At 49.7% G+C, this 26,445-nt stretch carries 24 protein-coding genes and 1 riboswitch; of the genes, 8 read left to right on the top strand and 16 right to left on the bottom strand.

Annotated features, from left to right (window positions below; genetic code table 11):
- Positions 1–59: 59 nt before the first annotated feature.
- From AC0YN4_RS03965 to AC0YN4_RS03940, 6 genes are all read right to left on the bottom strand, one after another.
- Positions 60–1,730 (bottom strand): hypothetical protein, encoded by a 1,671-nt coding sequence (locus AC0YN4_RS03965; RefSeq protein WP_475835208.1) that lies wholly within the window; start codon positions 1,728–1,730, stop codon positions 60–62.
- The gene (locus AC0YN4_RS03960) at positions 1,727–8,446 is read right to left on the bottom strand and encodes a DUF7507 domain-containing protein (RefSeq protein WP_475835575.1); all 6,720 of its coding nucleotides are present in this window, start codon (positions 8,444–8,446) and stop codon (positions 1,727–1,729) included. Before AC0YN4_RS03960 ends, AC0YN4_RS03965 begins: the two co-directional genes overlap by 4 nt.
- Before the next feature lie 69 nt (positions 8,447–8,515).
- Positions 8,516–9,148: a methyltransferase domain-containing protein gene (locus AC0YN4_RS03955; protein ID WP_475835207.1), complete on the bottom strand. Its 633-nt coding sequence runs from the start codon at positions 9,146–9,148 to the stop codon at positions 8,516–8,518.
- Positions 9,149–9,280: 132 nt separating this feature from the next.
- On the bottom strand, positions 9,281–9,781 hold the full coding sequence (locus AC0YN4_RS03950; protein ID WP_475779958.1) for a C40 family peptidase: 501 nt from the start codon (positions 9,779–9,781) through the stop codon (positions 9,281–9,283).
- A gap of 239 nt (positions 9,782–10,020) precedes the next feature.
- Positions 10,021–10,479 (bottom strand): cupin domain-containing protein, encoded by a 459-nt coding sequence (locus AC0YN4_RS03945; RefSeq protein ID WP_090975619.1) that lies wholly within the window; start codon positions 10,477–10,479, stop codon positions 10,021–10,023.
- 152 nt (positions 10,480–10,631) lie between these two features.
- The gene (locus AC0YN4_RS03940) at positions 10,632–11,189 is read right to left on the bottom strand and encodes a superoxide dismutase family protein (RefSeq protein WP_475779959.1); all 558 of its coding nucleotides are present in this window, start codon (positions 11,187–11,189) and stop codon (positions 10,632–10,634) included.
- Between the two features lie 206 nt (positions 11,190–11,395).
- Here AC0YN4_RS03940 and AC0YN4_RS03935 point away from each other — a divergent pair, with 206 nt between their 5' ends.
- From AC0YN4_RS03935 to AC0YN4_RS03915, 5 genes are all read left to right on the top strand, one after another.
- Positions 11,396–12,385, top strand: a complete 990-nt coding sequence (locus tag AC0YN4_RS03935; RefSeq protein WP_475779960.1) for a Gfo/Idh/MocA family protein — start codon at positions 11,396–11,398, stop codon at positions 12,383–12,385.
- Between the two features lies 1 nt (position 12,386).
- Complete coding sequence (locus AC0YN4_RS03930) at positions 12,387–13,256, top strand: sugar phosphate isomerase/epimerase family protein (RefSeq protein ID WP_475779961.1); 870 nt, start codon at positions 12,387–12,389, stop codon at positions 13,254–13,256.
- 138 nt (positions 13,257–13,394) lie between these two features.
- A complete protein-coding gene (locus tag AC0YN4_RS03925; protein WP_475779962.1) occupies positions 13,395–13,790 on the top strand; it encodes a DUF2203 family protein in 396 nt (131 codons plus the stop codon).
- Between the two features lie 190 nt (positions 13,791–13,980).
- Complete coding sequence (locus AC0YN4_RS03920; RefSeq protein ID WP_475779963.1) at positions 13,981–15,105, top strand: glucosaminidase domain-containing protein; 1,125 nt, start codon at positions 13,981–13,983, stop codon at positions 15,103–15,105.
- An 83-nt stretch (positions 15,106–15,188) separates the two neighbouring features.
- Positions 15,189–15,290, top strand: a riboswitch (purine riboswitch).
- A gap of 81 nt (positions 15,291–15,371) precedes the next feature.
- Entirely contained in the window at positions 15,372–16,331 is a 960-nt protein-coding gene (locus tag AC0YN4_RS03915) for an EamA family transporter (protein ID WP_475835206.1), read from the top strand.
- Positions 16,332–16,394: 63 nt separating this feature from the next.
- Here the strand turns inward: AC0YN4_RS03915 and AC0YN4_RS03910 are convergent, their stop codons facing one another.
- Complete coding sequence (locus AC0YN4_RS03910) at positions 16,395–16,583, bottom strand: hypothetical protein (protein ID WP_090975612.1); 189 nt, start codon at positions 16,581–16,583, stop codon at positions 16,395–16,397.
- Between the two features lie 201 nt (positions 16,584–16,784).
- Between AC0YN4_RS03910 and AC0YN4_RS03905 the strand changes: the two genes are divergently transcribed.
- The gene (locus AC0YN4_RS03905) at positions 16,785–17,480 is read left to right on the top strand and encodes an N-acetylmuramoyl-L-alanine amidase family protein (protein ID WP_475779965.1); all 696 of its coding nucleotides are present in this window, start codon (positions 16,785–16,787) and stop codon (positions 17,478–17,480) included.
- A gap of 45 nt (positions 17,481–17,525) precedes the next feature.
- Here the strand turns inward: AC0YN4_RS03905 and AC0YN4_RS03900 are convergent, their stop codons facing one another.
- The 5 genes from AC0YN4_RS03900 to AC0YN4_RS03880 are packed head-to-tail and all read right to left on the bottom strand — an operon-like array spanning position 17,526 to position 21,074.
- On the bottom strand, positions 17,526–17,930 hold the full coding sequence (locus AC0YN4_RS03900) for a DUF350 domain-containing protein (RefSeq protein WP_090975610.1): 405 nt from the start codon (positions 17,928–17,930) through the stop codon (positions 17,526–17,528).
- Positions 17,923–19,263, bottom strand: coding sequence for a glutathionylspermidine synthase family protein (locus tag AC0YN4_RS03895; protein ID WP_475779966.1), 1,341 nt, complete (start codon positions 19,261–19,263; stop codon positions 17,923–17,925). The genes AC0YN4_RS03900 and AC0YN4_RS03895 overlap by 8 nt, the downstream gene beginning before the upstream one ends.
- Positions 19,264–19,266: 3 nt before the next feature.
- A complete protein-coding gene (locus AC0YN4_RS03890; RefSeq protein WP_475835205.1) occupies positions 19,267–19,572 on the bottom strand; it encodes a hypothetical protein in 306 nt (101 codons plus the stop codon).
- On the bottom strand, positions 19,573–20,049 hold the full coding sequence (locus AC0YN4_RS03885; RefSeq protein WP_475779968.1) for a hypothetical protein: 477 nt from the start codon (positions 20,047–20,049) through the stop codon (positions 19,573–19,575).
- Positions 20,049–21,074 (bottom strand): potassium channel family protein, encoded by a 1,026-nt coding sequence (locus AC0YN4_RS03880; RefSeq protein ID WP_475779969.1) that lies wholly within the window; start codon positions 21,072–21,074, stop codon positions 20,049–20,051. The genes AC0YN4_RS03885 and AC0YN4_RS03880 overlap by 1 nt, the downstream gene beginning before the upstream one ends.
- A gap of 371 nt (positions 21,075–21,445) precedes the next feature.
- Here AC0YN4_RS03880 and pyrH point away from each other — a divergent pair, with 371 nt between their 5' ends.
- A complete protein-coding gene (gene pyrH / locus AC0YN4_RS03875) occupies positions 21,446–22,183 on the top strand; it encodes a UMP kinase (RefSeq protein ID WP_475835204.1) in 738 nt (245 codons plus the stop codon).
- A gap of 89 nt (positions 22,184–22,272) precedes the next feature.
- On the opposite strand, the gene AC0YN4_RS03870 is transcribed toward pyrH, so the two are convergent.
- From AC0YN4_RS03870 to AC0YN4_RS03855, 4 genes are all read right to left on the bottom strand, one after another.
- Entirely contained in the window at positions 22,273–22,395 is a 123-nt protein-coding gene (locus AC0YN4_RS03870; protein WP_256208255.1) for a hypothetical protein, read from the bottom strand.
- Positions 22,396–22,482: 87 nt separating this feature from the next.
- Positions 22,483–23,946 carry a DHA2 family efflux MFS transporter permease subunit gene (locus AC0YN4_RS03865; RefSeq protein ID WP_475835203.1) on the bottom strand — a complete coding sequence of 488 codons (1,464 nt, stop codon included), beginning with the start codon at positions 23,944–23,946 and terminating at the stop codon, positions 22,483–22,485.
- Between the two features lie 119 nt (positions 23,947–24,065).
- Positions 24,066–24,692: a thymidine kinase gene (locus tag AC0YN4_RS03860; RefSeq protein WP_475779972.1), complete on the bottom strand. Its 627-nt coding sequence runs from the start codon at positions 24,690–24,692 to the stop codon at positions 24,066–24,068.
- 144 nt (positions 24,693–24,836) lie between these two features.
- Entirely contained in the window at positions 24,837–25,124 is a 288-nt protein-coding gene (locus AC0YN4_RS03855; RefSeq protein ID WP_090975602.1) for a hypothetical protein, read from the bottom strand.
- A gap of 178 nt (positions 25,125–25,302) precedes the next feature.
- On the opposite strand from AC0YN4_RS03855, the gene AC0YN4_RS03850 reads away from it, so the two are divergent.
- Positions 25,303–26,391 (top strand): threonine aldolase family protein, encoded by a 1,089-nt coding sequence (locus AC0YN4_RS03850; RefSeq protein ID WP_475835202.1) that lies wholly within the window; start codon positions 25,303–25,305, stop codon positions 26,389–26,391.
- Positions 26,392–26,445: the final 54 nt, after the last annotated feature.

Here is a 26,445-nt window from a genome sequence, read left to right as displayed (position 1 = left end):
ATTTCGAATGAGCAGAGAGCCTTTATTTCCATTTCTGGTTTACCTCCACTTTCCCAAAGTTACTCCTCATAGGTTTCAATCACAATCGTAACCTCATTGGAATAAACCGAGTAGGTGAACAACTCGCCGTCCACTTCATAGCTAAATTGTGCTAAAACACGGAACCGCAGGTGATTTTGGAGCGGGTGAGCAGACAATCGCAGGCGATAGGTGACGATTATGGTCTGATTCGGTGCCAGTATGCCAATCGGGAGCCCTTCTCCCTGCGTAAAAGGAACCTCGACGCCATTCACCCGGATACTTGTAATTTCGATGCTGGTTTCATCAGGAATGAGCGCGAACAGAGTTACGGCGGCGGCATAATTACCGGTATTCGTGATTGCCACTGTAACCGCAATCCATTCTCCCGGTCCGCTGATTGGCGGCGCTGCGCTCAGTTCCGCTCGAATAATAGGCACAACAACGGAAGTAACAACATCATTGGTCACAACCGCATCCGTAACGACGACGCCACTCGGAAGACGGAATGAATATTCTACGTTTGCCCTGTTAATCAGCTCCGATTGATTGCCTGAGCGGGTAACGGTAACCAGAAAGGAAAGCACATACTGCAAACCCGGCTGCAGAAAGCCAAGATGGATGCCAGCATCGGGATTGGCACCGGGAAGCGGCCGACCGTTTACTTCAGCGCTGCCCTGCGCGAAGAGTGCGCCAGCAGGGATGGCATCGCGTACGGTAACATCAGCACCGGTTGTGCCGCTGTTATAGATGGTAATCGTGTAACGAATGGACTGTCCCACGGTAGCTTGTGATAGACTCGCGGATTTATTGACCGCCAATGCAGGACCGGACACAAGTGAAGAAACCGTATTGGAGGTAACGGATTGATCGAAAGTGCCGAATTGAAACCTCAACTCGGCACTGTTCGATAATTGCGTGTGGACGGGAACATCCAAGACGATGACACTGAATGTCACCGGGATGGATATACCCGGCTGAATAATTCCAAGCGTAATGCCGGCAATAGGTGAAGCAGATGGAGAGCGAACACCATTAATGGTGACGCTCCCCTGAACAAACAAAGTTCCTTGCGGTAGCGAGTCATAGAGCACGCTTTGCCGCATCGGCTCCGTTCCTTCATTCGCAGCTATGACGGTGTAGACCAGCATATCGCCGGTGTACGTATAAGCGGTATTCACGCCTTTATGCAGACTAACCTGCTGCACGGTAACGGGCAGACTCACGATATTCGAGTTTTCCGAGCCCGTAATCGTACGACCATCTGTTGTTACAAAATAATAGTCTGCCGTCGCTTGATTATCAAGCTGACCGGAAGGCGGGGCGGAAACTAGCAGCAGTTGAAAATAAATCGTGACCGTACTGCCAGGTGCAACATCTCCAATGGGAATACCGCCATCCGGTGTTACGCCGGGGACAGGTGAACCATCTACGATGACACTGTTCGCAACAAACACGGTACCCGGCGGCAATACATCAAAGACCGTTACATTTGCGGAACGATTCCCGCTATTGGTGACCGTTATCTGATACGTAACCGGTAGAGTCAAGCCAGCTTGCGTAGAAGTCGTAGACAACGCAATGGAAATGACCGGCCCATTCACAGTGGTATTGACGATATTCGAGTACGAGAAGCTTGTTGCGCCGGCGGAAGAGAAGGACACGACGGACTGGTTGCGAATCGTCTGCGGCGGGTCCGGAACTGCCATCATACTACCAGCACCTGGAATTGTACGGTAGAAACCGCGCCGACCGCGATTGTGCCAACATGGATACCTGTATTCGGGCTATCACCCGGCATCGGTACACCATTGATGGTGACTGTTCCTGCAATGAAGCTTGCACTAGGCGGAAGCGGGTCAACGAGGGTGACATTGTTAACCGGCGACAGACCATTATTCGTAACTGTGATCGTATAGGTAATCGTATCGCCCACTACCGCATCGATTGCATTGCTGCTCTTCACGACGGACACATCCGGTGAGGAAACCGGAATGATGACGGTATTCGAGTTCACCGTTGCATCGATGATTCGGCCATCCGGCGGGGAGAAGGAATAGGCGGCCGTCGCTTGGTTGGCAAGCTGCTGTGGAGAAGGAAGGGCCTCGACGGTAACCTGCAAGGTGACAAGCACGTGAACAGATGCACCGGCAGGTACAACCCCTATATTAATGCCTGTAACGGGATCGGCACCCGGTTGAGGAACGCCGCCGATTGCAACGCTGTTCGGTATGAATTCGGCACCGGTTGGAATGGTATCGTACAAGATAACGGTAGCTTCAAGATTGCCGGTATTCGATATGAGTAAAGAGTAGGTAATGGTATCACCTACAGTAGCATTCGCCGTACTTGCGCTCTTCACGACGGACATAATCGGATTGTAGACCGGTGTCGTCAAGATATTCGACAAGCCTGTGCCGGAGAAGACGCCTGATGTAAAGGATACCGTAGATTGATTGATAAGCTGTCCGCTGACAGGGAGCGTATTTACCGTAATCTCGAAGGTAACGGTAACGGAAGTTGACGGAGTAATGACGCCTAGCGCGATACCCGATGCCGGATTGGCATTCGGAAACGGCACGCCGTTTACGAGCACCGAACCAGGTACGAAGGTCGTGCCGGCAGGTATCGGATCGGAGAGAACTGCACTGTTCAAATTCGCGATGCCTGTATTCGTGACGACGTTCGAATATGTGATGACATCACCGAGAATAGCATCCGTGGACAGTGTGCTCTTCACGATACTGATGTTAGGCGAAGTGACCGGAATTGAAAGCGTATTGGACGACGCGGAACGAATGAATGATCTTGAATCCGGCAATGTAAAGGCATAGCTGGCCGACGCTTGGTTTGTTAATTGCTGCGAAGGCGGCATCGTGTTAATGACGTATTCGAACGTTGTAAGCACGGTTACTCCCGGTGCAACTACACCGATGCTGTAACCAACTGCCGGGTCTGCACCAGCTTGAGGAGACCCGCTTACAATGACGCTGTTCGGTACCAATGCAGTGCCGGTTGGCGTAGGATCTGTAATCGTGACAGTAGTCGGATAGTTGCCGCTATTGGTCACGTTGACCCGATATACGATGGTGTTTCCGACGCTGGCCAAGGAGCTGTTTGCTGTTTTAACCAGCGTAATGACCGGCTGATAAACTGGCGTTGTTACGGTATTGGAGAACGTAACCGCCGAGAATACACCGGAGGTGAAGCTTACCGATGAACGATTGCTGACAAGTTCGCCGAACGGAACTGCGGTTACGGTTACGCTGAAGGCTACTGTGACCGAAGAGCCTGCCAGTATCGGATCGAGTGAGAAGCCTGCTGCCGGATTCGCATTCGGAAGCGGTACTCCATTAATGGTGACGCTGCCTGATAAGAAGGAGGTACCTGCCGGGATCGGGTCAGCGAAGATAATATTATCAACTGTGGCAATCCCGCTATTGGTCACAAGAATGCTGTACGTCTGAATATCGCCAACCGTGAGTGCAGTCTGTGTAGCACTCTTATCGACATCCACATCCGGAGAGGAGACCGGATAGGACAGCGTGTTGGACAAGGAAGAACCGTTAAGCGTGCGGGTGTCGGGCAGCGTGTAGCTATAGGCAGCAGTCGCTTGGTTCGACAATTGCTGCGTTGGCGGCAAGGAGGTAATCACCGCAGTAAAGGTAACATTTACGGTAGCGCCCGGCTGAAGGACACCGACGGGAATGCCTGTAATCGGATCTACGCCTGCCTGCGGCGAACCGCCGACAATGACGCTGTTTGGAACGAACGACAGCTCAGGCGCAAGCGTTGGATCTGACAGAGTAACGGTTGCGGCAAAGTTCCCGGAGTTGGTAACGGCCATCGTATAGATGACGGTTTGGCCAACGGACGCATTTGTCGTGCTGGCGCTCTTCACGACACTGATCACGGGTTGATAGACCGGGATGTCTACGCCGTTGGAGAAGGAAGAGCTGGCGAATGCGCCGGATGTATACGTTACGGTAGCTTGGTTAGAAATCAGCGCAGGCGTCGGAACTGAAACGACGAGCAGGTTGAAGGTTACGGTAGCTGAGCCGCCGGCTGGTATCGTGCCTACATTTACACCGAGCGCCGGATTCGCGTTAGGTACGGGGACACTATTGATGGCTACACTGCCAGATACAAACGTAGTACCGCTTGGAATGCCATCAATAAATACCGTATTTGTAATCGGTGAAATCCCGTTATTCGATACCAGCACGACATAAGGGATGATATCTCCAATGGAGACAGCAGTGGATGTCGAAGTCTTAAGCGCCGTCACATTAGGTGAAGACACGGAGATGGACAGCGAATTGGATAACTTCGTCAGTGTGATCAGACGCCCGTCAGGCGGGGTAAATTGATACGTTGCTGTCGCTTGGTTGATGATCTGCTGCGGATTAGGGAGTGTATCGATTACGACCGAGAACATGATGTAGACGGTTTGGTTCACGTTAACCGTCCCGGCATTGATCCCTCCCGAAGGCGTGGCGCTTGGCTGAGGGACCCCGTCGACGATAACGCTATTGGATACGAACGACGTATTCGGCGGAATCGTATCCGTTACGATTGCGGTGGCAGGAAGATTACCGGTATTGCTGACCGCAATCGTGTAAACGACGGTATCGCCTACTTGGGCATTGCTTATGCCCGACGATTTAACCACGTTAATTATCGGCTGCGTAATCGGTGTAGTAACGACGTTGGACGATGATGTACTCGAGAAGCTGCCGGACGTGAAGCTTACTGTCGACTGGTTAACAATTTGATCGGACACAGGCATGATTAGTTTCACCTCATAGGTCACGGTTGCGAAGGCACTCGGTGCCAAGGAACCGATCGGAATACCGGCGGTCTCATCCGCCTGGGGAAGTGCAATACCGTTCACTTTAACACTGCCTGGAACAAAGGTTGTGCCTGGGATGGCAGATCCGACATAGATGATATTATTGACATTAGTAATCCCATTGTTCGTGATAACAGCCGTGTACAGAATGGTATCGCCGGTAGTGATATCTGTAGCAGCCGTGCTGAGCACAACCGATACATTCGGTGCGGATACAGGAATGGATACCGTATTGGAGTTTGCGGAGCCATTAACCAACCGTCCACCTGGAAGGGTGAAGGTGTACGCGGCTGTTCCTTGATCCACGAGCTGCTGTGGGCTGGGAAGCGAATCCACGGATACTTGAAACGTAACCGTCGAGGTCTGAAGCGGCGGGACAATGACGCTTGGAATACCTGTAACCGGATTAACGCCTGGCTGAGGAGTCCCATTAACAAGGACTGAGTTCACAACAAACGTCGACCCTGCCGGAATGTTATCCGTCAACGTCACATCTGCGCTGATATTACCGCTGTTGTTGATTTGCAGCGTATATACGACGGCATCTCCGAGTGTGGCAGCTGAAGAATTGGCGCTCTTGGAAACGGCGAGTATCGGGGAATAAACAGGTATATTCACCGTATCGGAGAATGATGTTCCCATAAAGGCGCCTGAGGTATAGTTGACTGCTGCCCGATTCGATAAGACAGCAGATGCCGTAAGTGACGTTACGCGAACCCGGAAGCTGATGATCGTAATCGCAGAAGGCGCCAGCGTTCCGATCAGAATGCCTGCCGCGGGATCTGCGCTTGGAGCCGGAATCCCGCCTACGGTCACGCTGCCTGTAATAAATTGTGATCCGTCCGGAATCGGGTCGGAGACGAATACTTGATTGACAGGTACAATGCCGTTGTTAGAGACGATGATGGTATACGTAATTTCATCGTTCAGGGTCGCTTCCGAGAAATCGGCGCCTTTACTGATGCTGACATTAGGTGCGGAAGCGGGAATCGACACGGTGTTAGAGCTGCCGCTTCCGTTCATCACACGACTGTCCGGCAACGTGTAGGTATACGTATATGTTCCGAAATTGGTAAGGGTAGGCGGGTTCGGCAAGGATTGAAGCAGGACTTGAAACACGACATTCACTGTACTTCCCGCAGGAACAGAACCGACAGGGATACCGGTTTGCGGTGTAGAACCCGGCCTAGGAGAACCGTCTACTGTAATACTATTGGCGACGTACGTTGTACCGGATGGAAGTGTATCGGTCAATGTGAGCTGCGCTCCGAAATTCCCTGTATTTTGCACGGCAAAGGTGTACGTTAACGTATCGCCTACCGTCGCGCGAGTAGAATTTACGGATTTCAGAGCGGCGATGATCGGTTGATAGACCGGAACGGATATGGTATTGGACAGGGAAGAACCGTTAAATGTGCCTGAGCTATAGGATACGGTTGCACGGTTGTCAATTTGTGCAGGTGACGGAAGCGATGTGACATTGAGCTGAAATACGACGTTTACGGATGCGCCGGAGGCAATGGTGCCGATCGAGATACCGGCAGCAGGATTGGCAGTCGGCCTAGCTACGCCGCCAACTGTGACCGATCCGTCGATGAAGCTCGTTCCCGCAGGAATCGGATCACTGAATACGACATTCGATACGGCGGCTACCCCATTGTTGGAAATTAAAGTTGAGAATGTAACCGTATCGCCGACGGTCGTTGCGGTTCGGTTCGAGCTCTTCACCACGTTCACATTCGGCAATGAAACCGGAATGACAAGCGTGTTCGACGAGGCGGATCCGCTAAGCGTTCTGCCGCTTCCATCAGGCGGCGCGTAGGTATAAGCCGCCCCTGCCTGATTCGAAATTTGCGGCTGAACCGGGGTCGGCAGTGAATTCACGATGACTTGAAAGGTCACCGTCGTTGATCCGCCGGCAGGTACTAAACCTATGGGAACGCCGGATACGGGATTCGCTCCGGTTTGGGTGACCCCGTTTACTTTGACGCTGTTCGGGACAAAGGTCGTGCTTCCCGGAATATTATCCGTGAACGTGGTTGTCGCGCCAATACTGCCGGAATTGCTGATCAGCACCGAGTACGTAACGGTAGTACCTACTGCTGCGTTTGCGGTATCCGCGCTTTTGACCAACGTAAGTACAGGTGAATAAACCGGCGTAGAAACCGTATTCGAAGGGATGACACCGCTAATAACGTCTCCGCCGGCAACACTCTGGAAGGTGAAAGCGGCTTTGGCGACGTTTGGAATTTGAGGCGGATTGGGTAGAGAGGTGACCTTTGCCTTGTATGTAATGGTTACGGAGCTGTTCAGGGCAAGGGAGCCTATCGGCACGCCGGCAATGATATCGAAAGTCGGTTTGGCAACACCTGCTACGACGACGCTGCCGGCTACAAAAGTGGATCCGGTCGGTATCGCGTCTGACACGACAACGCTTGCTGCGTTCGCGTTACCTGTATTACTTACTGTGACCGTATACGTAATCGTATCGCCAATGACGGTTCCGGGAACGTTCGCGCTCTTGGTCGTTGAGATGATCGGCGCATTGATATTGATCTGTAAAGCATTTGCATTGACGACATAGGCATCCCCTGAAGTGGTTAACGTCAATACGGCCGATGATTGATTGTTGACTAGGTTGGCTGACACATTCACATTCGTGATATCCCAGCCTTGCCGGCCACCTATGATATTTGAGCCAGGTGCTCCGTTGGTCTGATTTCGCGTCCCGAATGTTCCGGTCGTATTCAATGCTCCGCTATCATCGTTGATCTGCGAAGCGAAGAAATTATTGGCGAAATTGTTTGTTCCGGACAGAGCAACCTGTGTGCCGGTTGTCGGACCGAATAGCGCCTGGTCGCCTGTGCGATTCGCATCGCCTTCCTGGGCGCTGAATAGTGCTCTGCCGCCAAGCGCCCCGGAGACAGGCGTGGCGAATCCGGTTATAGTCGTAACAACCGGGGCAGAGGTGGATTGAACAAGCACGGCTCCTACGCGCAGCGACATATTCCGGAAGGGCAGCGTAGGATTCTGATAGATGACTGCGAGTGTCCAGCCTGCATGGTTGGCCGTCGGATCCGTAACCGTAATGGTTCCGACAACGGCTCCTACTGTATACGTGCCGGCACCGCCATTCGTGATCTGAGAGGTTACGTTAGCTGATCGCGTATAACCGAAAGCGCCGCTGCCGAGATCGAATGTATTTGCGGTTGCCGGGTCCGGCGTGACGCTGAAGTTCGTCGAATTTGGCAAAGTGAGTGTAACGGGATTGTTGATGGCAGCTGATAAATTGACGCCGGGCACGATATACGTACCGCCCCAGATCAATTCCGCATACAGCACAGTGCTGCCAGCAGGTATCACTAGAATGGCCGATGCATTGTTTAGCAGATAATTGCTGGTCGTTCCGAAGGGATAGGTACCATACCGAACTGCTGTATTGATCGTTGAGAATGCGCCGATACTGTCTTGGGTACCGGGAACCCCTTCTACCGTGGAACGGCTTAGCCCAAGCGTATTACCGGTGAAGGTAATCGCGCCGGTTGCATTAAGGGTAGCCCGAACTACTAGTGCAATGCTCCTCGCCCCCCTTAAGTTCCTCTCCGAATATGATGCATAGTGCACACTAACTCAAACATATGCACCTCAATAAGGGGCTATGCTACGGAGCATCGTTACGGCATGCGGCTCTGGGTGAACTTCATTACACATCGCTAACCATTCCTCTTCAGGCAAAGGCGCTTTCACGACGACAAAATAATACAAAATCTCATCTACAACGTTTGCTTGAAGCTCCTTGAGTACTTCGAGCTCATCAGGTTCATAGAGATCCGTCAAATAAGGGGCTTGATAGAAAAGCTCCATACGAAGCAATCTGAAATCATAAGGCGGAGGCGTGACATAGCTGTAAGGGAAAAGGGGAGGGCAGATCGGATTTCCGGGAGGTTGTCTGAAAGCTCCCGTCATATAACGAGGCGTGTGTTCATCGAAGCGGTGTTTTAAGAACGGGTTTGAGCTATGGCGAAAGTTGTGCGCATACGGGCATAGCAAACAAACGACTGTCTTGTGAACGCTGACCCGATATAACTCGCGCAGCGCGAAGGTTAAGTCGCTTACGTAAGGCAGCATGCGGCTCACGGCAATGAAATCGATGGAGTTATCGGGAAACGGTATTTCACTATTCAGATCACTGACCAGATTGACGCCCGGCAGTGCATAACGGTCAATCCCGTAGCAATCAGGGAGCTTATTGGCACCGCAGCCGATATCCAGCTTCATTGTTCGCACCTCCTTACACGCGAATACTCTACTACCTTCTAGTGTATGGAGTCCAAGGCTAGCCTGTATATACGCTTGCCCACCGAAACGAAAAACGTGCAGAGCACCTAGGTGCCCTGCACGATATGAAGACTAAATGACGTCGCGAGCGGTTACGAATGTTTTGTCCCAGATGCTTCCTTTGAAGGTTGAGATCGTAACACCGATTCCTACGCGGTACGTTTGAAGGACTTTGCCATTGCCGATATAGATGCTGACATGATTGATTTTGCCGTCACGATTCGTATCCGAGAAAATAAGGTCGCCCTTTTTCAAGTTGCTCTTCAGCACCCTAGTTCCTTTAACGGCTTGCTGTCTCGACGAACGCGGAAGGCTGATGCCATTCTTCTTATAAATGTATTGCACGAATGAAGAACAATCAAATGCGCTAGTAATGCCGGATTTGGCGCCGAATTTGTAAGGCACGCCCATATATTGTTTGCCCTTATTAATGATGTTACTCGCTACGACTGAATCGGATGCTGCGTGAGTCGTCTTCGGCGTAAGAAGCATGCTTCCGGCAAAAGCGATAGATAGGCTGAGTGCTACACCTGCTAATTTTCTACCTATACGCTTGTTTGTTGTGTTATTCATGTCTTCCTCCTATTAATTGAGAGTATAGTGTGATTACTGGTTGTCGCTATCACCTGGTGACCACTATACCACAGCAGAAAAACCCACTACTTACCAATGTGGAGGAAAACTCTTCATTACGAACGCTTTCACTGACATTGTTAGAATACGATTAGAAAACATTCATGGAATTCCCATTGACAATGAGAAAAGGCCAATCAGGATAGTCCTGATTGGCCTTTTCTCTAATAAGGTATGGTTTAAGTGCGTTTTATGAGGGTGAAATCATCATAATGAAAGCCCGGAGCTACAACACAAGAAACAAATACAGGCTCATCGCCGAGCGGCTTGGCCATCTGCCAAACATTCGCCGGTACCAGCGCTTGCGGCCGTTGACCTTTGGCGATATCCGGTCCAATGATAATCTCTTCGGTCGTCTCCGGATTCTCTCCAGTACCGCCTAAGCGGAGCAGAAGCGGGCTGCCGGAGTGCCAGAGCCATAATTCATCGGACAATACGGTATGCCAGTCTGAGGTTTCTTCCGGGTGCAGGACGAAGTAAATCGATGTAGCCGCAAATCGTGCACCGGAATAGCGTTCGCCCAGTATCTCTTGCGGAATCTCGAAAGAAGCCTTCCACAATTCTTTGTACCAGCCGCCTTCCGGATGCGGTTTGAGGTCTAAAGCTTGTACAAGGGGTGATAATTCTTTTGTTAGCATCAGTTTGGTGTGCTCCTTTAATTTCTCTGTGTTTAATCGATAAGCCCATCTCCATGTTTCAATTTAACGTAAGACTCCTCCAGTTGTAAATGGCCATGAACCTCCCTTAAGAGATCCATGGCCGATTTCGACGCTTATTGGTTTACATTTCGTTATTGGGCGATTACCCCGCATACAATGCGGTTCCCTGAATTTCCGGACGGGTCAGTCGCATAATCATCGGCTTTCTCATGAATCACAAGCGCAGTGCCGCCTGTCTTCCGGAGCGAATTAGGCTGGTTAGGCGCTAAAGTGATGATTCGTGTCTCGATATCTACTTTAACCGAGCCATCTGCTGCTACCGTGATGTTCGGTAAATCCCCTACATGAAATCCCTTCGGGTTGTTAAAGCCATGCTGTTTGGTTTGCGGATTGAAATGCGCGCCTGCTGTCTTAAAGTCAGGTGCTTCGCATTTCCCGGTCTCATGAAAATGGATGCCATGTACGCCGGCCGGCAAGTTCTTGGCTTCAACATGAAGCACGACGGCATCGTTCTTCTGTGTCAGTGTCGCCATGCCGACTTCGGTACCGGCTGCACCAACCAGTTTCACTTGAACAACGGTTGGCGTCGTTTCTTGGACGGGGTGCGCGCCGGCAGGACCGCCAATCGTTGCAGCCAGCAAGACGAAGCAAACGGCTGTTCGCGTTGTGTGTAGCAAAGTTCTTCTCATTGCGCTGTGTCTTCCTCCTGTGCATTGATCTCTTAGCTCTTGCTTATCATTGCCTACTTTGTAATTGTCCAAACGTGGATATGGCTTAGCATATCTTGTCGCATATTTGGATTGGTAGCAGCCTTGATTTGTGTTAGCTTAAGGTGGAGATGTCTGATTTATCCAAATGTCTTATCTATTCCAAGCATAAGCGGGAGGCGAATTAATTGAGCTTGATTCGAGTTGGAATGATCGGAACCGGCGGCATTGCGGGTTGGCACGCGCGTCAGCTGTCGGAGTTATCGGAGGTACAGATTGCAGCAATAGCGGATCCCCATGCAGCTGGCAGAGAGCAGTTTGCTGCGCAAAATCAATTAGGTGATATTCCGGCATTCGCGGATTACACCGACATGCTGGATGAAGTAGAGCTGGATGCGGTCGTCATTTGTTCGCCGCATACGCTGCACTTTGAACAGGCCAGCGCTGTATTGCGCAAAGGCCTGCATGTATTAATCGAGAAACCGATGACTTGCTCCTCCGAGGAAGCGAAAGAGCTAATCGAGCTTGCCAATGACGCCGGCAAAATCATGCAGGTGTCCTATCAGCGCCATTTTCAGCCCGAATTTCTATACATCCGAGATGCCATTGCAAGAGGCGAGATTGGCAAGCTGACTTCGATTACCGCATCCCTATATCAAGAGTGGAGGCAGGGGACACCTGGCTCCTGGCGCCAAGACCCTGCCTTATCCGGCGGCGGTTTCTTGATGGATTCCGGCAGCCATATCATTGATGTTCTCCTATGGACGACAGGGCTGACACCGATTGAAGTCAAACCACAGCTGCATATGCATGGCACGCCCGTTGAAATCGACACCTTCACTTCGATACGATTTGCCGAAGGTGCTGTTGCGGGTCTTAATCTGGTTGGTTACTCGCCTTGCTGGCATGAGACTTTTGTATTCTGCGGAGAAGAAGGCGGGATCTTCTACGATAACGGCCGAATCACGCTTCGCCGATTGAGACAAGAGCCGATTGTTCCTGAGCTTCCGGCTGCATCAACCAATCAAGACAAGAGCTTTATTGATGCTATATTAGGTCGCCACGATGTGCTTGTACCAGGTGAGTACGCGCTCAAAGTAGTTCAATTATCGGAGATGATTTATCAAGCGGCCGGTTATTCGCCAGTAGGTGATTTGAAATCAGAGGAGGCAAGCTAAGATGACCTATTCAATCGGCATGCGAATACCGCCCATTATTGGCCGCGCAGGGATTAGACAAACTGCCGCTTGGGCAGCGGAAATCGGACTCGACATCTTAGATGTCTCCGAGCTGACTCCTGAAGTGAAGCAAGCCTGCAGTGAGTTCGGAATCGGCATCGGCTCTGTGGATGCTCGGCATACAGCGCAGCTGCTTAGCCGAGACGATGCACGCCGCTCCGATGCGGTTGAGGCGACTAAACGCCAAATGGACACCATGGCTGAGCTCGGCGGAAACGTCATGTTCATGTGTTTGGTGCCGGAAGATCTCACGCTTCCTCGCTCGGAAGGCTTTGCTATTTGGAAGGATTCTTTCCCGGAAGTCGTTCGCCATGCTGAGCAGCGCGGCATTTATATCGCCATCGAAGGCTGGCCAGGACCGGCGCCTCATTATCCAACGCTGGGCTGTACACCTGAGATGTGGCGAGCTATGTTTGAGGCAATCCCTTCGAAACATTTCGGCCTCAACTATGATCCTTCCCATCTTGTGCGACTAGGCATCGATTACTTACGCGCGTTATCGGAGTTCGGGGAACGGGTTAACCATTGTCATGGCAAGGATACGGAGCTTCTTAATGAAGAACTGTATGAATCCGGCGTGCTGCAGGCAACATTCGGAGCGAAATACGGATTCTCGGAAGGCTCGTGGCGTTACACGATTCCCGGGCATGGCGCTGTTGAATGGAGCAAGGTGGCCGTGCGATTGGATCGCCTAGGATATAAAGGGGCGGTCAGCATCGAGCTGGAGGACCATCGTTTCTGGGGAACCTTAGAGCAAGAACGGCAGGGGATCATGAAAGCGGCGGAACATCTGCGAACTTATTTTAAATAACAGGGAGGAACGAGAATTGAAGTGTCGATAGCGGACACGGGGTTCTCGTTTTTTCATTTCGAATGGAATAATCGCTAAGCTCCGTTTGACCTTGTTCGTTTGATTCTAGTACACTTAATGTAAGGAGTGGATACGAAAGTGGACCCAATTCATTTTACATTAAGCGAAGCGAATGCACTTTTACCGCAGCTGCAGGAAGATCTGCTTAAACTGCAGCTACTGACGCAGCAATTCGAAGAGAAGTTTGATGAGCTGCAAGTGTTGAAGGCAACTACAGATAGAGGAAGCGATGATCCGTTCTTTGAGGTGGAGAGTCAGCTCGAGTTCATGCGGATGGATATTGAGCTGCACATCGGAAATTTTGATCGTAAGGGCGTTTTACTCAAAATGATCAACCCGGGATTGATTGATTTCCCCTCCATTCTCGATGGTGAGGAAATTCTAATCTGTTGGAAGCAAGGCGAGGATCGAATCTCTCACTATCACGGCTGGAATGACGGTTTTATGGGGCGCAAGGCGTTTCCGGAAGCGTGAAAAAAGATTAAAAAACACTCATAAAGGAGCCTGATTCACTCAGGCTTCTTTTTTGTTCGCCATAGAAGGAATGTCCGTCGACAAAAGTACATATTTTTCTTACAGAAGGTTTGACATGCTTTTCAGAAGATAGCATTTACAATCTAACCTATATCGGAAAGGCCCTTAAATCCAAGGAAGAGGTGTTTCAATGACTAGAACCATCCAGTGGAATGTAGTGGCTTATATGATTTGTGCGTTGTTTGTAACTACGGTTATTCTATCCTTTACCTTTACGAATGCACTGTGGAATTCCCAAATAGCAGGTTTATCTGCTCCGCATTGGCTCCAAAACAAAGCGGTATCATCACCATCGTCGCTATCACCTGCCACAGAAGCCATGCATCTTCCGAAATCATTGTTCCAGCCCGCGACCGTCATCCCCAAAGCATCAGCCGCCGAATCCCCAGAGCTGATTCGTACTATCCCCGTACCTGCTGTTCCTGCCACCGTCGTTCCGATGGCAAATCCTATCCATACATATAAAGTAACGGCTTTCTACCTCAATGTACGTTCCATGCCGGATGCAAGCTCGACAATCATGACAGAAGTGAAGCAAGGCGAAATGCTTCAAGTTGTGAGCGTAACTGAATCCGGTTGGTTATCACTCCAGGACGGCGGATATGTCCATGGCGGTTATGCTGAGGAAGTGCCGCAGTTATCGCAATCAATATCGGTAACGCCAGCAGTACCTGTTAATCAAGTGAAAGCCGCTAAAGTTGAAGTGTCCACCGCATCTGTGACCCATCAGACGGTCAAGAAGGTGAATGCCCCAACGGCTGTTATTGATAATTTACCCATCAAGAAGAAACTTGTAACGCCGATTGAGACACTGGCTAAACCAACCTCCAAGGTGATGTCAGACTCGGGTCTAAACAAAGAACAAATCGCGACAATACTGAAAGGAACGAAGCTTGCCGGTCATGGACTGGAAGCAGCCGTTCTCGCCATTGAAGATAAATATGGCATTAACGCATTCTTTACCATCGCCGTCATGAAGCTTGAAAGCGGTAACGGATCGAGCCGACTGGCGCAAACGAAAAATAATCTGTTCGGCTTGAATGCCGTCACAGGCAAAAACGCCTACAAAAAAGCCTTTTCCTTCGCCACCAAGGGGGAGAGCGTGAGGAAATTCGGACAACTCTTATCGGCCAATTACGTCGAGCGCGGCTATACGACGATCGAGAAGGTCGCGAAGAAATATTGTCCCGCCAACGGCCGATGGGCAGGGCATGTCCGAAGTATTATGCGAAGTGACTTTCTGAAATTAGCTTAATTCCCGTCAATCACCTGTTGACAGAAACTAACGAGTCATGTTACATTTCCATGAGTGATCACAAGCAGTTCCAACGGAAAACATACTTAACTTCATAATAAATTCGTATAACCTCACGAACAAACAGGGTGAGGGTATCTACAGGAAGCCTTAACTTCCTTACTACGAATACGGAATGATCAGTTGATGATTCTGTATTTGTGGTAAGGAAGTTTTTTGTATTTGTTTACCGATCATACGCAAGTTTCGAAGGGGGCATCTTAGATATGAAATATATGCTGTCTGTATTTCTAGGCGCGGTCAGTTACGGCATTCTGTCGACGATCGTAGTGAAAGCTTATGGACAAGGCTACAGCTTAGGTGAGGTAGTAGGTACGCAGCTGTTAACAGGATTTATCCTATCCTGGCTGCTCGTCATTATGCTTAAAGTGCGCAACAAACGTCAGGCTGCAAAGGCAAATGAGCCGATTAAGCAGTCGCTCAGTTTAACTTGGAAACAACGACTCTTGCTGATGTCTGCAGGTATTCCAACGGCGCTGACAGGTCTGCTGTATTATCAGTCTCTGCGATATATTCCGAACTCACTTGCGATCGTACTGTTGTTCCAATTTACGTGGATGGGCGTTCTTATCCATGCGATCAGTACGAGTAAACGTCCGAACGGAATTATGCTGCTAACGCTTAGCATCTTATTCGGCGGAACATTGCTCGCTGCCGGCATTATGGAACAAGGGATTTCTGAGTTTAATTGGGCTGGCATTGTACTTGGTTTGCTCGCTGCAGTAAGCTATTCGCTCTTTATTATTTTCAGTGGAAAAGCTGTACCAGCTGTTCATCCCGCTCAGCGAAGCTTATGGATGATTACGGGCGGAATGATCTTCGTGTTTATTCTGTTCCCGCCGGTTTATCTGTTTAACGGCGTGATCTGGAGCAGCTTGCTGTTATTTGGTTTCTTGCTTGGGCTGTTCGGTGCCTTTATTCCTCCTGTGCTGTTCGCGGCAGGCGTTCCGCATATCGGCGGAGGAATGGCTGGTATTCTAGGTGCATCGGAGCTGCCTGTAGCAGTTATGCTCTCAGCGGTTGTGCTGCATGAACAAGTGAGCGGGCTGCAGTGGGCCGGCGTCGTACTCGTATTACTGGGTGTTGCACTGCCTGAGCTGGTTAAGGGATCTAGAAATAAAGGCAATAACAATAACACGCGCAAGAAGCTTGAATATTCCGCTTAAAATAAGTGAAGCCCGATTCCATTAGGAACGGGCTTCATGTTTTGTTAAGTATCCGATTAGAGGTTACTCTTCGTCTTCAGCTTCATTAGCTGCAACATTAGCCGCAGTTTGGTTCGAAGCAGGGTTGTGCTGGAATACTTCAGCCGCTTCTTCTGCGGAGAACTCGGTGTCTGCTGCACCTGCAACCGGAAGCTTGTTTAATGCCACGGATTGCACATCTGCTTTAGAAACTTGATTTTGTCCGTTTGCCATGTGTGTGATCCTCCTCATTCATTGTGTATTGCAACAGACATTAATGTACCCAAGCAGGTATTGATCTTATGCATGACGAAATGAAAATTAAACTTTATATCGATTTAAGCCGTTATTAAGATTAGCTTCATTTCAATTTTAAGTCGAGCTGATACGCTAGTGGAACATCAAGCAGCACACCGTAAGGAGGAAGTTTCTGAAATGAAAAGGAGAAAGAAGAAATACCCCGGCACGGCCTTGCTTGCCTTAATCGTCTTTGCCGCGGCTTTATTCATATTCCAAGCTCATAATCGAGCCAATGGGTCCAGTGACGATGACGCATCCGCAGGGGTGCCGATCGTCGCAAGCGAGAACCTGCTTCTTGCCGGCAAAACGATTGTACTGGATGCCGGACACGGTGGGAAAGACGCCGGATCGATCGGACAACAAGGGACTTTCGAGAAGGATGTCACCTTGCAGACGGTGCAGCACATTCGAGACGAGCTGGTGAAGAGAACGGGAGCTCAAGTGATTCTGACTCGATCGGATGACGAAACCGTATCGCTGGACGAACGTGTGGCAATCGCGAATGAATCGAAAGCAGATGTGTTTATCAGCATTCATTACGATGCTTTCGAATCCAATGATGTTGCAGGAATGACGACGTACTACTACAACGAAACGGATAACGGACTTGCCGAGCTTATGCATAGCGAGCTTGCTCAATCGATCGACGCCAAAGATCGTGGTGTGAAGGTGGGCAATTATCAAGTCATACGTGAGAATACCAGACCGGCGCTACTGCTTGAGCTCGGATATATTTCGAATCACGCGGAAGAAGAGCGGATGAAGTCGGCAGCATTCCAGGAAACCGTATCGAGTGCGATCGTATCGGGTATTATAGATTTTCTATCTTAAATAATAAAGCGGCACAAGTGATGAGCACTTGTGCCGCTTTATTATTTACATTAAGAACGTACCGATCACAATCGACGATCCGAGAATAATGGCGCGAAGCAGTTGTGCAACGGATTTGTTGCCTTTGGCAATCTCTTCGCAAACATTGAGCTTAGGGGTAAGGAAATCAAATACAACATAGACAAGGCAGAGTAGCAGAATGCCTATTCCGGACCAGATCAGCATAGCCTCCCAATCATGGGAACTGTACGATACCATCGCTACGATGATGCCAAGACCAAGCAGCTTGCTGCCCATATAAATGCCTGCGGCCTCGTTACCTCGCCTAATTTCCTCCCAATCATTGAAACGCGTAAGCTTGCTAAATACGAAAGAACCAACTAGCAGTGCTACTAGCAAAATAACGATTCCAATTCCTACATTCAACAGATCATTACCAAAGTTATTCACGCTTTGATCCTCCTTGGGTTGTGTATGTAATTGCAGCAGGGCAGTAGTAAGCCATATCTCCGGTAATTTTGCCGCCTATACGAGGCAGCAGGCCGGCGTAATGTCCGCCTATTATATAAGCGCCTGTTAAGAGATAGCCCTCGAAAGGACCTTCTTCCGTTTCAACACGAGCTTCTTGCATAGGGAACAGCTGCTGGTAAACCTTCGGCTGGTTGTCATAATAGTCTTGAACCTCGATGACATCTGCTTCCTCATGACCCCACTCGGCTTGCTGGAATTGTCCTGCGCCATCATAGAGGGAAGTACCTTTGCCTTCGCGTCCCCAGTATCCTTTGGCTACATAAGGAGTACCGGTTTGCACGAACGGTGCCGCTTCATAATAAGTCGGGAGCAGGTAACGTTCTATGTCTGCGATATCAGCTTCATCGAAGAGGGTGAACCCGACAAAAGCCTCGGTTTGATCTCGACGCTCGTAGAGCGACCAAATTAACGCCATAAACCCTTTGCTCTGAGTAATGATGCTCTGTGCCGGATTGATCAGTCCAAGCTTGCCTAAGGCAACAAGCTGAATCAGTGCCTCGCCAATCGGCATGCTCTCTTGTTCATCGTCTGTATCGTGAATCAGATATTCAAGCGGATACAGGCGATATAACACGGCAATACGCTGCCCACCGGCATAGAGTCCGTCACCGGGGATAATTTCCAGTTCTTCGAGGGGAACATAGAGGGTCTCGTAACCCAGCTCGTTGACGGCCTTCATGATATACTCCGTGTTCGTGCGATCCTCAAGATGCCAGCCATAACTGGAAAATACAATCGGACCCGTGAGACCTTGATTGGCATAATGCCGAATCAATTGGTCGAAGGCGCCCTGAATCTCATGGCGCATCCCGATTGAAGCAGCCGTATACGTTGAGAAATGATGAATAAGCTGCTCTGCCAGGTAGGCGGTTTCGGGTATGCCTGTTGGCGTATCCGTGTTATTTTCGATACATTTCATGCCATGTTCGCCCATGATCCAATCCTGTCTGGATACACCGTGATACGGAACTTCCATTCGTGCTGCCGATAAGAGAGCGGGATGAAGTCCTAATTGCTGAACGAGAAACTCATCAGGCAAATATTGTTGAGCGAAACGCAGTACTTTCCAGTAAATGCGGTCAACGGATTCAGAAGCGGCTTGAAGTGCGGCAGCTTCTTCGGGTTGGAACAGCGTCAAGGCAGGAAGACAGTACTGTTTGCCATTCATCCGATGGTAGGGGATATTCTGAGCAATCTCACCGCTAAATATTGCATCATGGTTCCCATCGAGCTGCACGATCCGGTTTATCATGCGTTAACCCCCGCTGCTTCTGCTGCCGCTGCTGCCGAACCCTTTGAATGAACCAGAGCTGCTGTTAGAGCCTTTAACGGCACCGGAGCTGCTGCTTGAACCGTTAGCGTTGACCGCTGGATTCTTGGTCGTGGAACCGCCGCTAGAATAGTAGGTTCCGCCGGTTCCGCCGTAATAACCATCATCACAATTCTCGTAGTTCGGGTCGCAGTCATAGCTGGAGCTGGTGTTACAGCCGCTTAGCGCGACAGGCACAGCGAGCAACAGCGCGAATTTCAGCACTTTGGCGGACTTCATGTCGTCTTTCATTTAAACGTGAACCTCCTTCATGTACAATACAACTTTGTTGCGGTCATCATCGAGCACGGAGTATAAGGACTCGAAGGTGCGGGTTTGCTTCACCAAATAATGATCAAGGAGCAATCTGGCGATGTCTTGCGACCCTTGCGTACGAATCAGCCCCTCGCCTAATTCGAACGTCCGTCCGTTCCAATAGAGAAACTCGGTTTCCAGAAACACAGATCGGTCACAACGCTCAAGCAGCGCCGGCTTGATATCATCCCCATAGAGATCGAGATCGCTGGGTTGAAAAGACGCCGCATAGATATGATGGACTCCGCTATCCTCGGACTCATGCGAGCTGTGGTGGAGCAGCCTGTTCTGGATGACCGTTGCATTGACGAGCTTGCGGACGAATAGTTCATCGGTATCAACCGAATATTGTTTGAGCGTTCGTACTATTCGCCGCGCCGACTCATCCCAATCTTGATAACAAATCGTATGCATTAAACACGCACTCCTTTGGTAATAGTCTGATAGACTTCGACATCACAGACGACGAAGAGCTTGGCGTCCGCGGGAATGGGAGCGTTCAGCTTCGTGTTGATGGACATGTCTCCGCGATCTGAGATCAAAGTCGCTCCTTGTTTCAATAGGGAGAGAAAAGCATCCTCATAGGTCTTCCAATCCGGTGAGACGGAAACTTGGAACACATCAGAGCCGTGCTGACGACTAAGCAGCTGGGTGAAGATTTCTACGCTGCCATCGTTCAGTGCCGATCGAACCGCGAGCCTTGCAACGGCATCATGAGAGAGTACAAATTCATTCACTTTGACATGTTTGAAATTATGGATATGCTTCTCGAGCATAATTTCTACGGTCGTATGAACCTGCGGGGCGATGCTTTCAATGCTGGAGGCGATCAACAGCGATTTGCCGTCGACCAGCGATGATTCATCGATGCGATAATCGGCGAAGATGATGGCTGCTTTCGCACTGGCAATGCCGGCTTTCTCCAAGATGTCGCTGGAGCTGGGATCGCCGCTCACAAAGTGAACATTGTGATGCTCGTAGGGATGTTGATCGATGGCATCGATAATCACGATATGAGTAGCAGGAGAGATGGATAGCAGCTCTTCCACTGCATATCTGGCTTTCTTACTCCAATTAATAAAGATGACATGCTGTTTCCCGGAATAGTTCAACTTACCAGCTCTCCTTTGTCGATGATACTGTGAGACCGAATCAATGATTTTGCCGATAATCAAACTCAATAAGCCGATGCCAAACACATAAATAAAGAGCGTTAGCACCTTACCTGCGAACGTGTGGGCGAAATAATCGCCGTATCCGACGGTTGCCATCGTGGTCATGACCCAGTACAGAGCATTGAACCAAGATTCGAATGTGTCCGGCTCCAGCCAATAGGCCAACGTAGAGAGGATCAGCAGGAAGGCAATGAAAAGAATGGCGACAGCTGAGTTCTTAAGCCGAAGCAGCTTTAAGGACAGCGTGTGCAGAAACAGTGGCATGCAGGGGATCCTCCTTCTGAATTCAGGCTGCGCAGTGCACTGTTAACCCGCGAAGCCCTTTACAATCGTACACTATTTCAGTTCATACGAGAACCATATCCATAGGTGTCAATTTCTTGTAAAATGAACAAAAGGATACAGTTCAATAGTAGTTGATTTTCGGTACACATGAGCATAAATGTTTATTGTTTATTCAGGTTGTTATCCTATATAATCAAGTTTAGTACACGAATGGAGGCGAAGCTTAATGCTAATCAGACAACAAGGTCTAGGTGAACGTGATGCTTCAACAGCCATTCCAATTTCATATGTGATCCGTAAACACTAAGGCATTTGCTTTAGTGTTTTATTTTTGTCCAAGGAGGATTGTAATGAGCACATACAAGAGGGTACTGATCAAGTTAAGCGGTGGAGCCGTTGCGGGAAGCAGCGAATTTGGGTTTGATCCGGACAGACTGGAGCATATCGCAGGCGAGATTTTGTCGGTGGTGAGCAAAGGCGTGGAGGTATCCTTGGTTATTGGCGGAGGCAATATCTTCAGAGGGAATATGGCGGAGAGCTGGGGAATTGAACGAGCGGAAGCCGATAACATCGGCACGCTTGCAACTGTAGTGAACAGCTTGATGTTAAGAGGCGTGTTGAAGGCAAAATGCAGCAATGAAGTGCGTGTAATGACTGCCATTCCGCTCACCTCTGTGGCGGAGCCTTATATTCGACTGCGAGCCATTCATCATCTGGAGAAAGGGTATATCGTGATCTTCGCAGGCGGTAACGGCCAGCCCTATGTGACAACGGACTATCCTTCTGTCCAGCGGGCTATTGAAGTAAATTGTGATGCGCTGTTTGTGGCGAAGCAAGGGGTAGACGGCGTATATGAAGCTGACCCGAAGAAGAACAGGGACGCTAGGAAATTCCAATCCCTGCACTATAACGATGTCATCAAGCATGACTTGCGGGTAATGGATCAGTCCGCGTTCCTGCTCGCACGAGATTATAAACTCCCGATCCATGTGTTTAATTTCGATGAGCCGGGCTCGATGGCGGCCATATGTGAAGGTGAGTCGATCGGCACCACCATTACCGGTGAATCCATGATGACATTTGCTTGATCCGGCGTTGTGATGATCCGGATACTATAAAAGGCTGTCTCAGACGTGCGAAATTGCACGTTTGAGACAGCCTTCTCTAATTCAATGACTCAGCAGCTGTTACCTTGAGACTTGTTGTCGCTCTCTTCCGAGAGCTTCTCTCCGTATTGATCCAGGCGTCCCGGATGGGATGCCGGACCTTTCTTCTTCGGTTTGCTGTTTCGACCTGTCATGGTAATGCTCACCTCCGTCATCCATAAGATGAGCGGAGGGAGCTGAAATCATACACCTTGTAACCATTTATGAGTCGCTGGCGATGATTAGCCCATATCTACGGCATGAGCGGGAGCTTGAGCGCCATTTGGTTGAGGACGCTTCAAGGTGACAGCGAGCAGCAGACCGAAGATAGCCAGCCCGGCAAGGGCTAGGTAAGTATCATGGAACCCGTGTGCCATCGCATCGGGCATTGGTTTCTCGCCTTCCGCAACGTGATGCGATGTACGGCTGACGATTAATGTCGTTAATCCTGCAACCGCAAACGAGGTAACGACTTGCTGAGCTGCGCTTGTAAGAGATGTAACCCTGCTGACCAAGTGGCTTGGCGCTGATTGAATGAGATGCGTATTCAGTGCAAGGAAAGACAAACCCATTCCCATTCCAAGCATGGCGCGGGGAAGAAGGAACATGACTGCACTGTCAGATGGATCGATGCGTGAGATGAGGAATGCGCCGACCGCAACAATCGTCAAGCCGGTGACAACCAGCGGGCGAGCGCCGATTTTGTCATACAAGCGGCCTCCGATAGGCATAAACAGCCCTGCGGCAATCGCTTGAGGCAATGTCCACATGCCGGCATGGAAGGCGCTCATTCCCATCAGCTCTTGCATAAAATAGGGTACGGTGAAGATGATCCCGAACATGACGAACTGTAGGACCCACTGGACGATAATTCCTCGTGTAAATAAGGGAGAGCGGAATACTCGCAGCTCCAGGAGCGGTTCTTTCTTGCGCTTCAATTCAACGATGATAAAGAGGATGAGCGATACGGAACCAATCACCAGACCGATAATCGTTTTATCTGACGACCAGCTAGCAGATCCCTCGCTAAGTCCATAGGACAAGCCGGCGAATGCAAGAGGACCCAGTATAATGCCTAACATATCAAGTGAGGTGAAGGCCTTCTTGGGCAGCTTCGGCAGTAAGGTCACACACAGGATGACGCCTAGGATGCCAATCGGGACGTTGATGAAGAAGATCCATTCCCAGGCGACATAGTCGACCAGATATCCGGAAACAATGGGGCCGAGTGCAGGTGCCAGCAGAATAGGCATGCCCATAAGTCCCATAATAGAGCCGGCTTTCTCAGGCGGACTGAGCTGGTAAGTCATCGCGAATGCGATCGGAAGCACCATACCGCCGCCGAGTCCTTGCAGTACGCGGTACATAATAAGCTGCTCTGCCGTCGTCGCGAGCGCGCAGAGCACTGAACCGACAGTAAACAAGATGAGCGAAATGATGAAGATTTGTTTCGAGCCGAACCGATCTGTCATCCAACCGGCTAGCGGAATGACGGCTGCTTGAGCAAGCGCATAACCGGTTACGGTCCACTGCACGATGCTGAGCGTGCTGTCAAAGTCTTTCACAAGAACAGGGATAGCTACATTGACAGCGGTACTGTCAAGGATAACCATGAAAATGCCGACAATGATGGCGAGCAGCGGCCCTACAAGTTGTCGCATAGAGGTAAAAGGGATAACAGGTGATTCCTTACGTGCAGCGCTCATGGCAGCCTCCTTGAATACATTTTTAACCTACTTTTACCACTTTACTTTCCCGTACAAGGGTTGTCAAAAAGGGACTGAAAATAACAAAAGAGAGGCCAATATCGCCTCTCCGCGTCTACTTATTCGATTTCGGACTTCATTTCGCTATCCGGTTCAACCTCGCGGAACGCTTGATTGTAACAGCGTCTGCAAACCGGCTTGTAATCTTCATTGCCGCCGATTTGGATTTGTGCGCCGGCATTAACGGGCTGACCGTCACGGAAGCGGATAACCATTGTTGCTTTGCGATCGCAGAACCAGCAGATGGTCTTGATCTCTTCAATCTTATCAGCCTGCACCAGCAGGTTGTAACTGCCTTCAAACAGTTGATTCTGGAAGTCGTTCTTCAGCCCGAATGCCATAACCGGGATATTCAGCTCGTCAACTACTTGCGTGAGCTCTAGGATATGGTGTTTCTTCAGAAACTGAGCTTCATCGATGAGTACGCAATAAATTTTGTTAGGACCGGATGGTGTAGATAAATGCGATTTGACGCTCTCATACAGGTTCGTATGCTCGTCGACCGGAATGGCAGCACGCTCGAAGCCGACTCGTGAGCCGACCAGCTCTGCGCCGTCTCTTGCACTGAAAGAAGGGGAATAGATGAGGACCTGCTTGCCTTGCTCCTCGTAGTTGTGGGCAACTTTAATAATTTCAAATGATTTCCCACTATTCATCGTGCCGTATTTATAATAGAGCTGTGCCATCTGAATCTCTCCTAAGCAATATCGTCCTTTACTTATTTAACATATTTAAATGAAAGTGACAAGCCTGTTTTTGCAAATGAAACAGGCTGCCGTTGGTGCCGGCAGCCTGCAAGTAATGCGGGCAATGGAGCTATTCTGTAGCGATTACATTTTGCCTTTGAGGTCCATCAGATACTTGAATACAACTCCGAATGCACCGACGTAGTAAGCGGTCAACATCATCCAGCCCCAGTGATCGAGAGACTGCATGTTCGCAAACATGAATAATGGTAAGACAAAGTAAACCATGTCTTTGAGATACCCTAGTACAAAATCGGTGGAAAATGTGCCTGATTTCATCATTTTGAACATATCCATTAAGAAGTTCAGACCCATGAATCCAAGTACTGCCCACATTGAGTAGAGCATCCAATCTGTGAGTGCAAATGTCATAAGAATCACCTCCCCTAAGAAAGAAGAGCTCTTGCATACGTTATCATATGAAGCATGGACGACATGCGTACTGGGACAACGCTCATTTTTGGGGCGAGCAATGTTCGGAAAGCTTGAAGAGGTACCGCCTAAACAAGTACAATATGGCGACAGCAACAGAAGGAGATGGAAGACCACGATGACAGCGTTACTAGATGCATTCAATCAAACCTCATACCCGGTTACCGGGCACAGCAAGTATACGGTACAGATTTTACTGGATGCGTTTCGCGAAATGGACGTGAGTGCGGAGAGCGACGTATACGGAAACGGGAAGCTGATCGAGGATTTTCAACGTAAAATGGCCGACTTTCTCGGCAAAGATACCGCGGTGTTCTTCCCGAGCGGAACGATGGCTCAGCAGATTGCGCTTCGCATATGGAGTGATGAGCTGGGCAGCAAGAAGGTGGCCTATCATCCGTTATGCCATTTGGAAATTCACGAGAAGGATGGGCTGAAGGAGCTGCATCATCTGGAACCGATTTTGCTCGCGGACAAAGATCGGTTGATTACACTGGAAGACGTAGTGAGCATGAAAGAGCACGTTTCTTGTTTGCTTCTCGAGCTGCCGCAGCGCGAGATTGGCGGACAGCTGCCTTCCTTCGAAGAGCTTGAAGCCATAGCTGCACACTGTCGTGAACGTGGAATTAAGCTGCATTTGGACGGAGCGAGATTGTTTGAAATTTTACCGTACTACGGCAAATCGGCAGCTGAAGTCTGCGCATTGTTCGATAGTGTATATGTATCGTTCTATAAAGGGATCGGCGGCATAGCAGGGGCGATCTTAGCCGGCGGAGAGGCTTTCACCGAACAGTCCAAAATATGGAAGAGACGCCATGGCGGCGATCTGATCAGCCTGTATCCCTATATCGTAAGCAGCGATTATTATTTCGATCAGCGAGTGCGGAAGATGGGGCAATATTACGAGTCGGCTGTTGAACTGGCGAAGCTGTATAACGAATGTGAAGGGCTGAGGACGAACCCGCAATTACCGGTGTCGAATATGTTCCATGTTCACGCAGCGATCTCTAAAGACAAATTAGAATCGATTTTCTTAGCGCTATACAAGGAGACGGGAATTGGACTAACGCGTTATATTAATGTCGTTAATGAATCGGCTTGCTCGTATGAAGTCAGTCTCGGTGACCGTTATAGCAAGATTCCCGCGTCGCAGTTGAAAGAAGCCTTTGCTTTGCTGCAACAGAAGCTGAAAGCTATCATCGTATAACGCTCAAAGTTATGTGTCTGTAGACAGGTTGTCCTTATAGGGCAGCCTGTCTTT

This window comes from Paenibacillus sp. J22R3 (genome assembly GCF_056269305.1).
This window is presented reverse-complemented; position numbering and strand designations above follow the sequence as displayed.

Excerpts from the sequence above, each read along its gene's own strand:
- pyrH (WP_475835204.1), top strand. The coding sequence starts at position 21,446 with ATGAGCACATACAAGAGGGTACTGATCAAGTTAAGCGGTGGAGCCGTT.
- AC0YN4_RS03955 (WP_475835207.1), bottom strand. The coding sequence starts at position 9,148 with ATGAAGCTGGATATCGGCTGCGGTGCCAATAAGCTCCCTGATTGCTAC.
- AC0YN4_RS03915 (WP_475835206.1), top strand. The coding sequence starts at position 15,372 with ATGAAATATATGCTGTCTGTATTTCTAGGCGCGGTCAGTTACGGCATT.
- AC0YN4_RS03930 (WP_475779961.1), top strand. The coding sequence starts at position 12,387 with ATGACCTATTCAATCGGCATGCGAATACCGCCCATTATTGGCCGCGCA.
- AC0YN4_RS03945 (WP_090975619.1), bottom strand. The coding sequence starts at position 10,479 with ATGCTAACAAAAGAATTATCACCCCTTGTACAAGCTTTAGACCTCAAA.
- AC0YN4_RS03905 (WP_475779965.1), top strand. The coding sequence starts at position 16,785 with ATGAAAAGGAGAAAGAAGAAATACCCCGGCACGGCCTTGCTTGCCTTA.
- AC0YN4_RS03870 (WP_256208255.1), bottom strand. The coding sequence starts at position 22,395 with ATGACAGGTCGAAACAGCAAACCGAAGAAGAAAGGTCCGGCATCCCAT.
- AC0YN4_RS03965 (WP_475835208.1), bottom strand. The coding sequence starts at position 1,730 with ATGATGGCAGTTCCGGACCCGCCGCAGACGATTCGCAACCAGTCCGTC.
- AC0YN4_RS03860 (WP_475779972.1), bottom strand. The coding sequence starts at position 24,692 with ATGGCACAGCTCTATTATAAATACGGCACGATGAATAGTGGGAAATCA.
- AC0YN4_RS03850 (WP_475835202.1), top strand. The coding sequence starts at position 25,303 with ATGACAGCGTTACTAGATGCATTCAATCAAACCTCATACCCGGTTACC.
- AC0YN4_RS03920 (WP_475779963.1), top strand. The coding sequence starts at position 13,981 with ATGACTAGAACCATCCAGTGGAATGTAGTGGCTTATATGATTTGTGCG.
- AC0YN4_RS03950 (WP_475779958.1), bottom strand. The coding sequence starts at position 9,781 with ATGAATAACACAACAAACAAGCGTATAGGTAGAAAATTAGCAGGTGTA.
- AC0YN4_RS03865 (WP_475835203.1), bottom strand. The coding sequence starts at position 23,946 with ATGAGCGCTGCACGTAAGGAATCACCTGTTATCCCTTTTACCTCTATG.
- AC0YN4_RS03940 (WP_475779959.1), bottom strand. The coding sequence starts at position 11,189 with ATGAGAAGAACTTTGCTACACACAACGCGAACAGCCGTTTGCTTCGTC.
- AC0YN4_RS03880 (WP_475779969.1), bottom strand. The coding sequence starts at position 21,074 with ATGCCACTGTTTCTGCACACGCTGTCCTTAAAGCTGCTTCGGCTTAAG.
- AC0YN4_RS03855 (WP_090975602.1), bottom strand. The coding sequence starts at position 25,124 with ATGACATTTGCACTCACAGATTGGATGCTCTACTCAATGTGGGCAGTA.
- AC0YN4_RS03910 (WP_090975612.1), bottom strand. The coding sequence starts at position 16,583 with ATGGCAAACGGACAAAATCAAGTTTCTAAAGCAGATGTGCAATCCGTG.
- AC0YN4_RS03885 (WP_475779968.1), bottom strand. The coding sequence starts at position 20,049 with ATGCATACGATTTGTTATCAAGATTGGGATGAGTCGGCGCGGCGAATA.
- AC0YN4_RS03895 (WP_475779966.1), bottom strand. The coding sequence starts at position 19,263 with ATGATAAACCGGATCGTGCAGCTCGATGGGAACCATGATGCAATATTT.
- AC0YN4_RS03890 (WP_475835205.1), bottom strand. The coding sequence starts at position 19,572 with ATGAAAGACGACATGAAGTCCGCCAAAGTGCTGAAATTCGCGCTGTTG.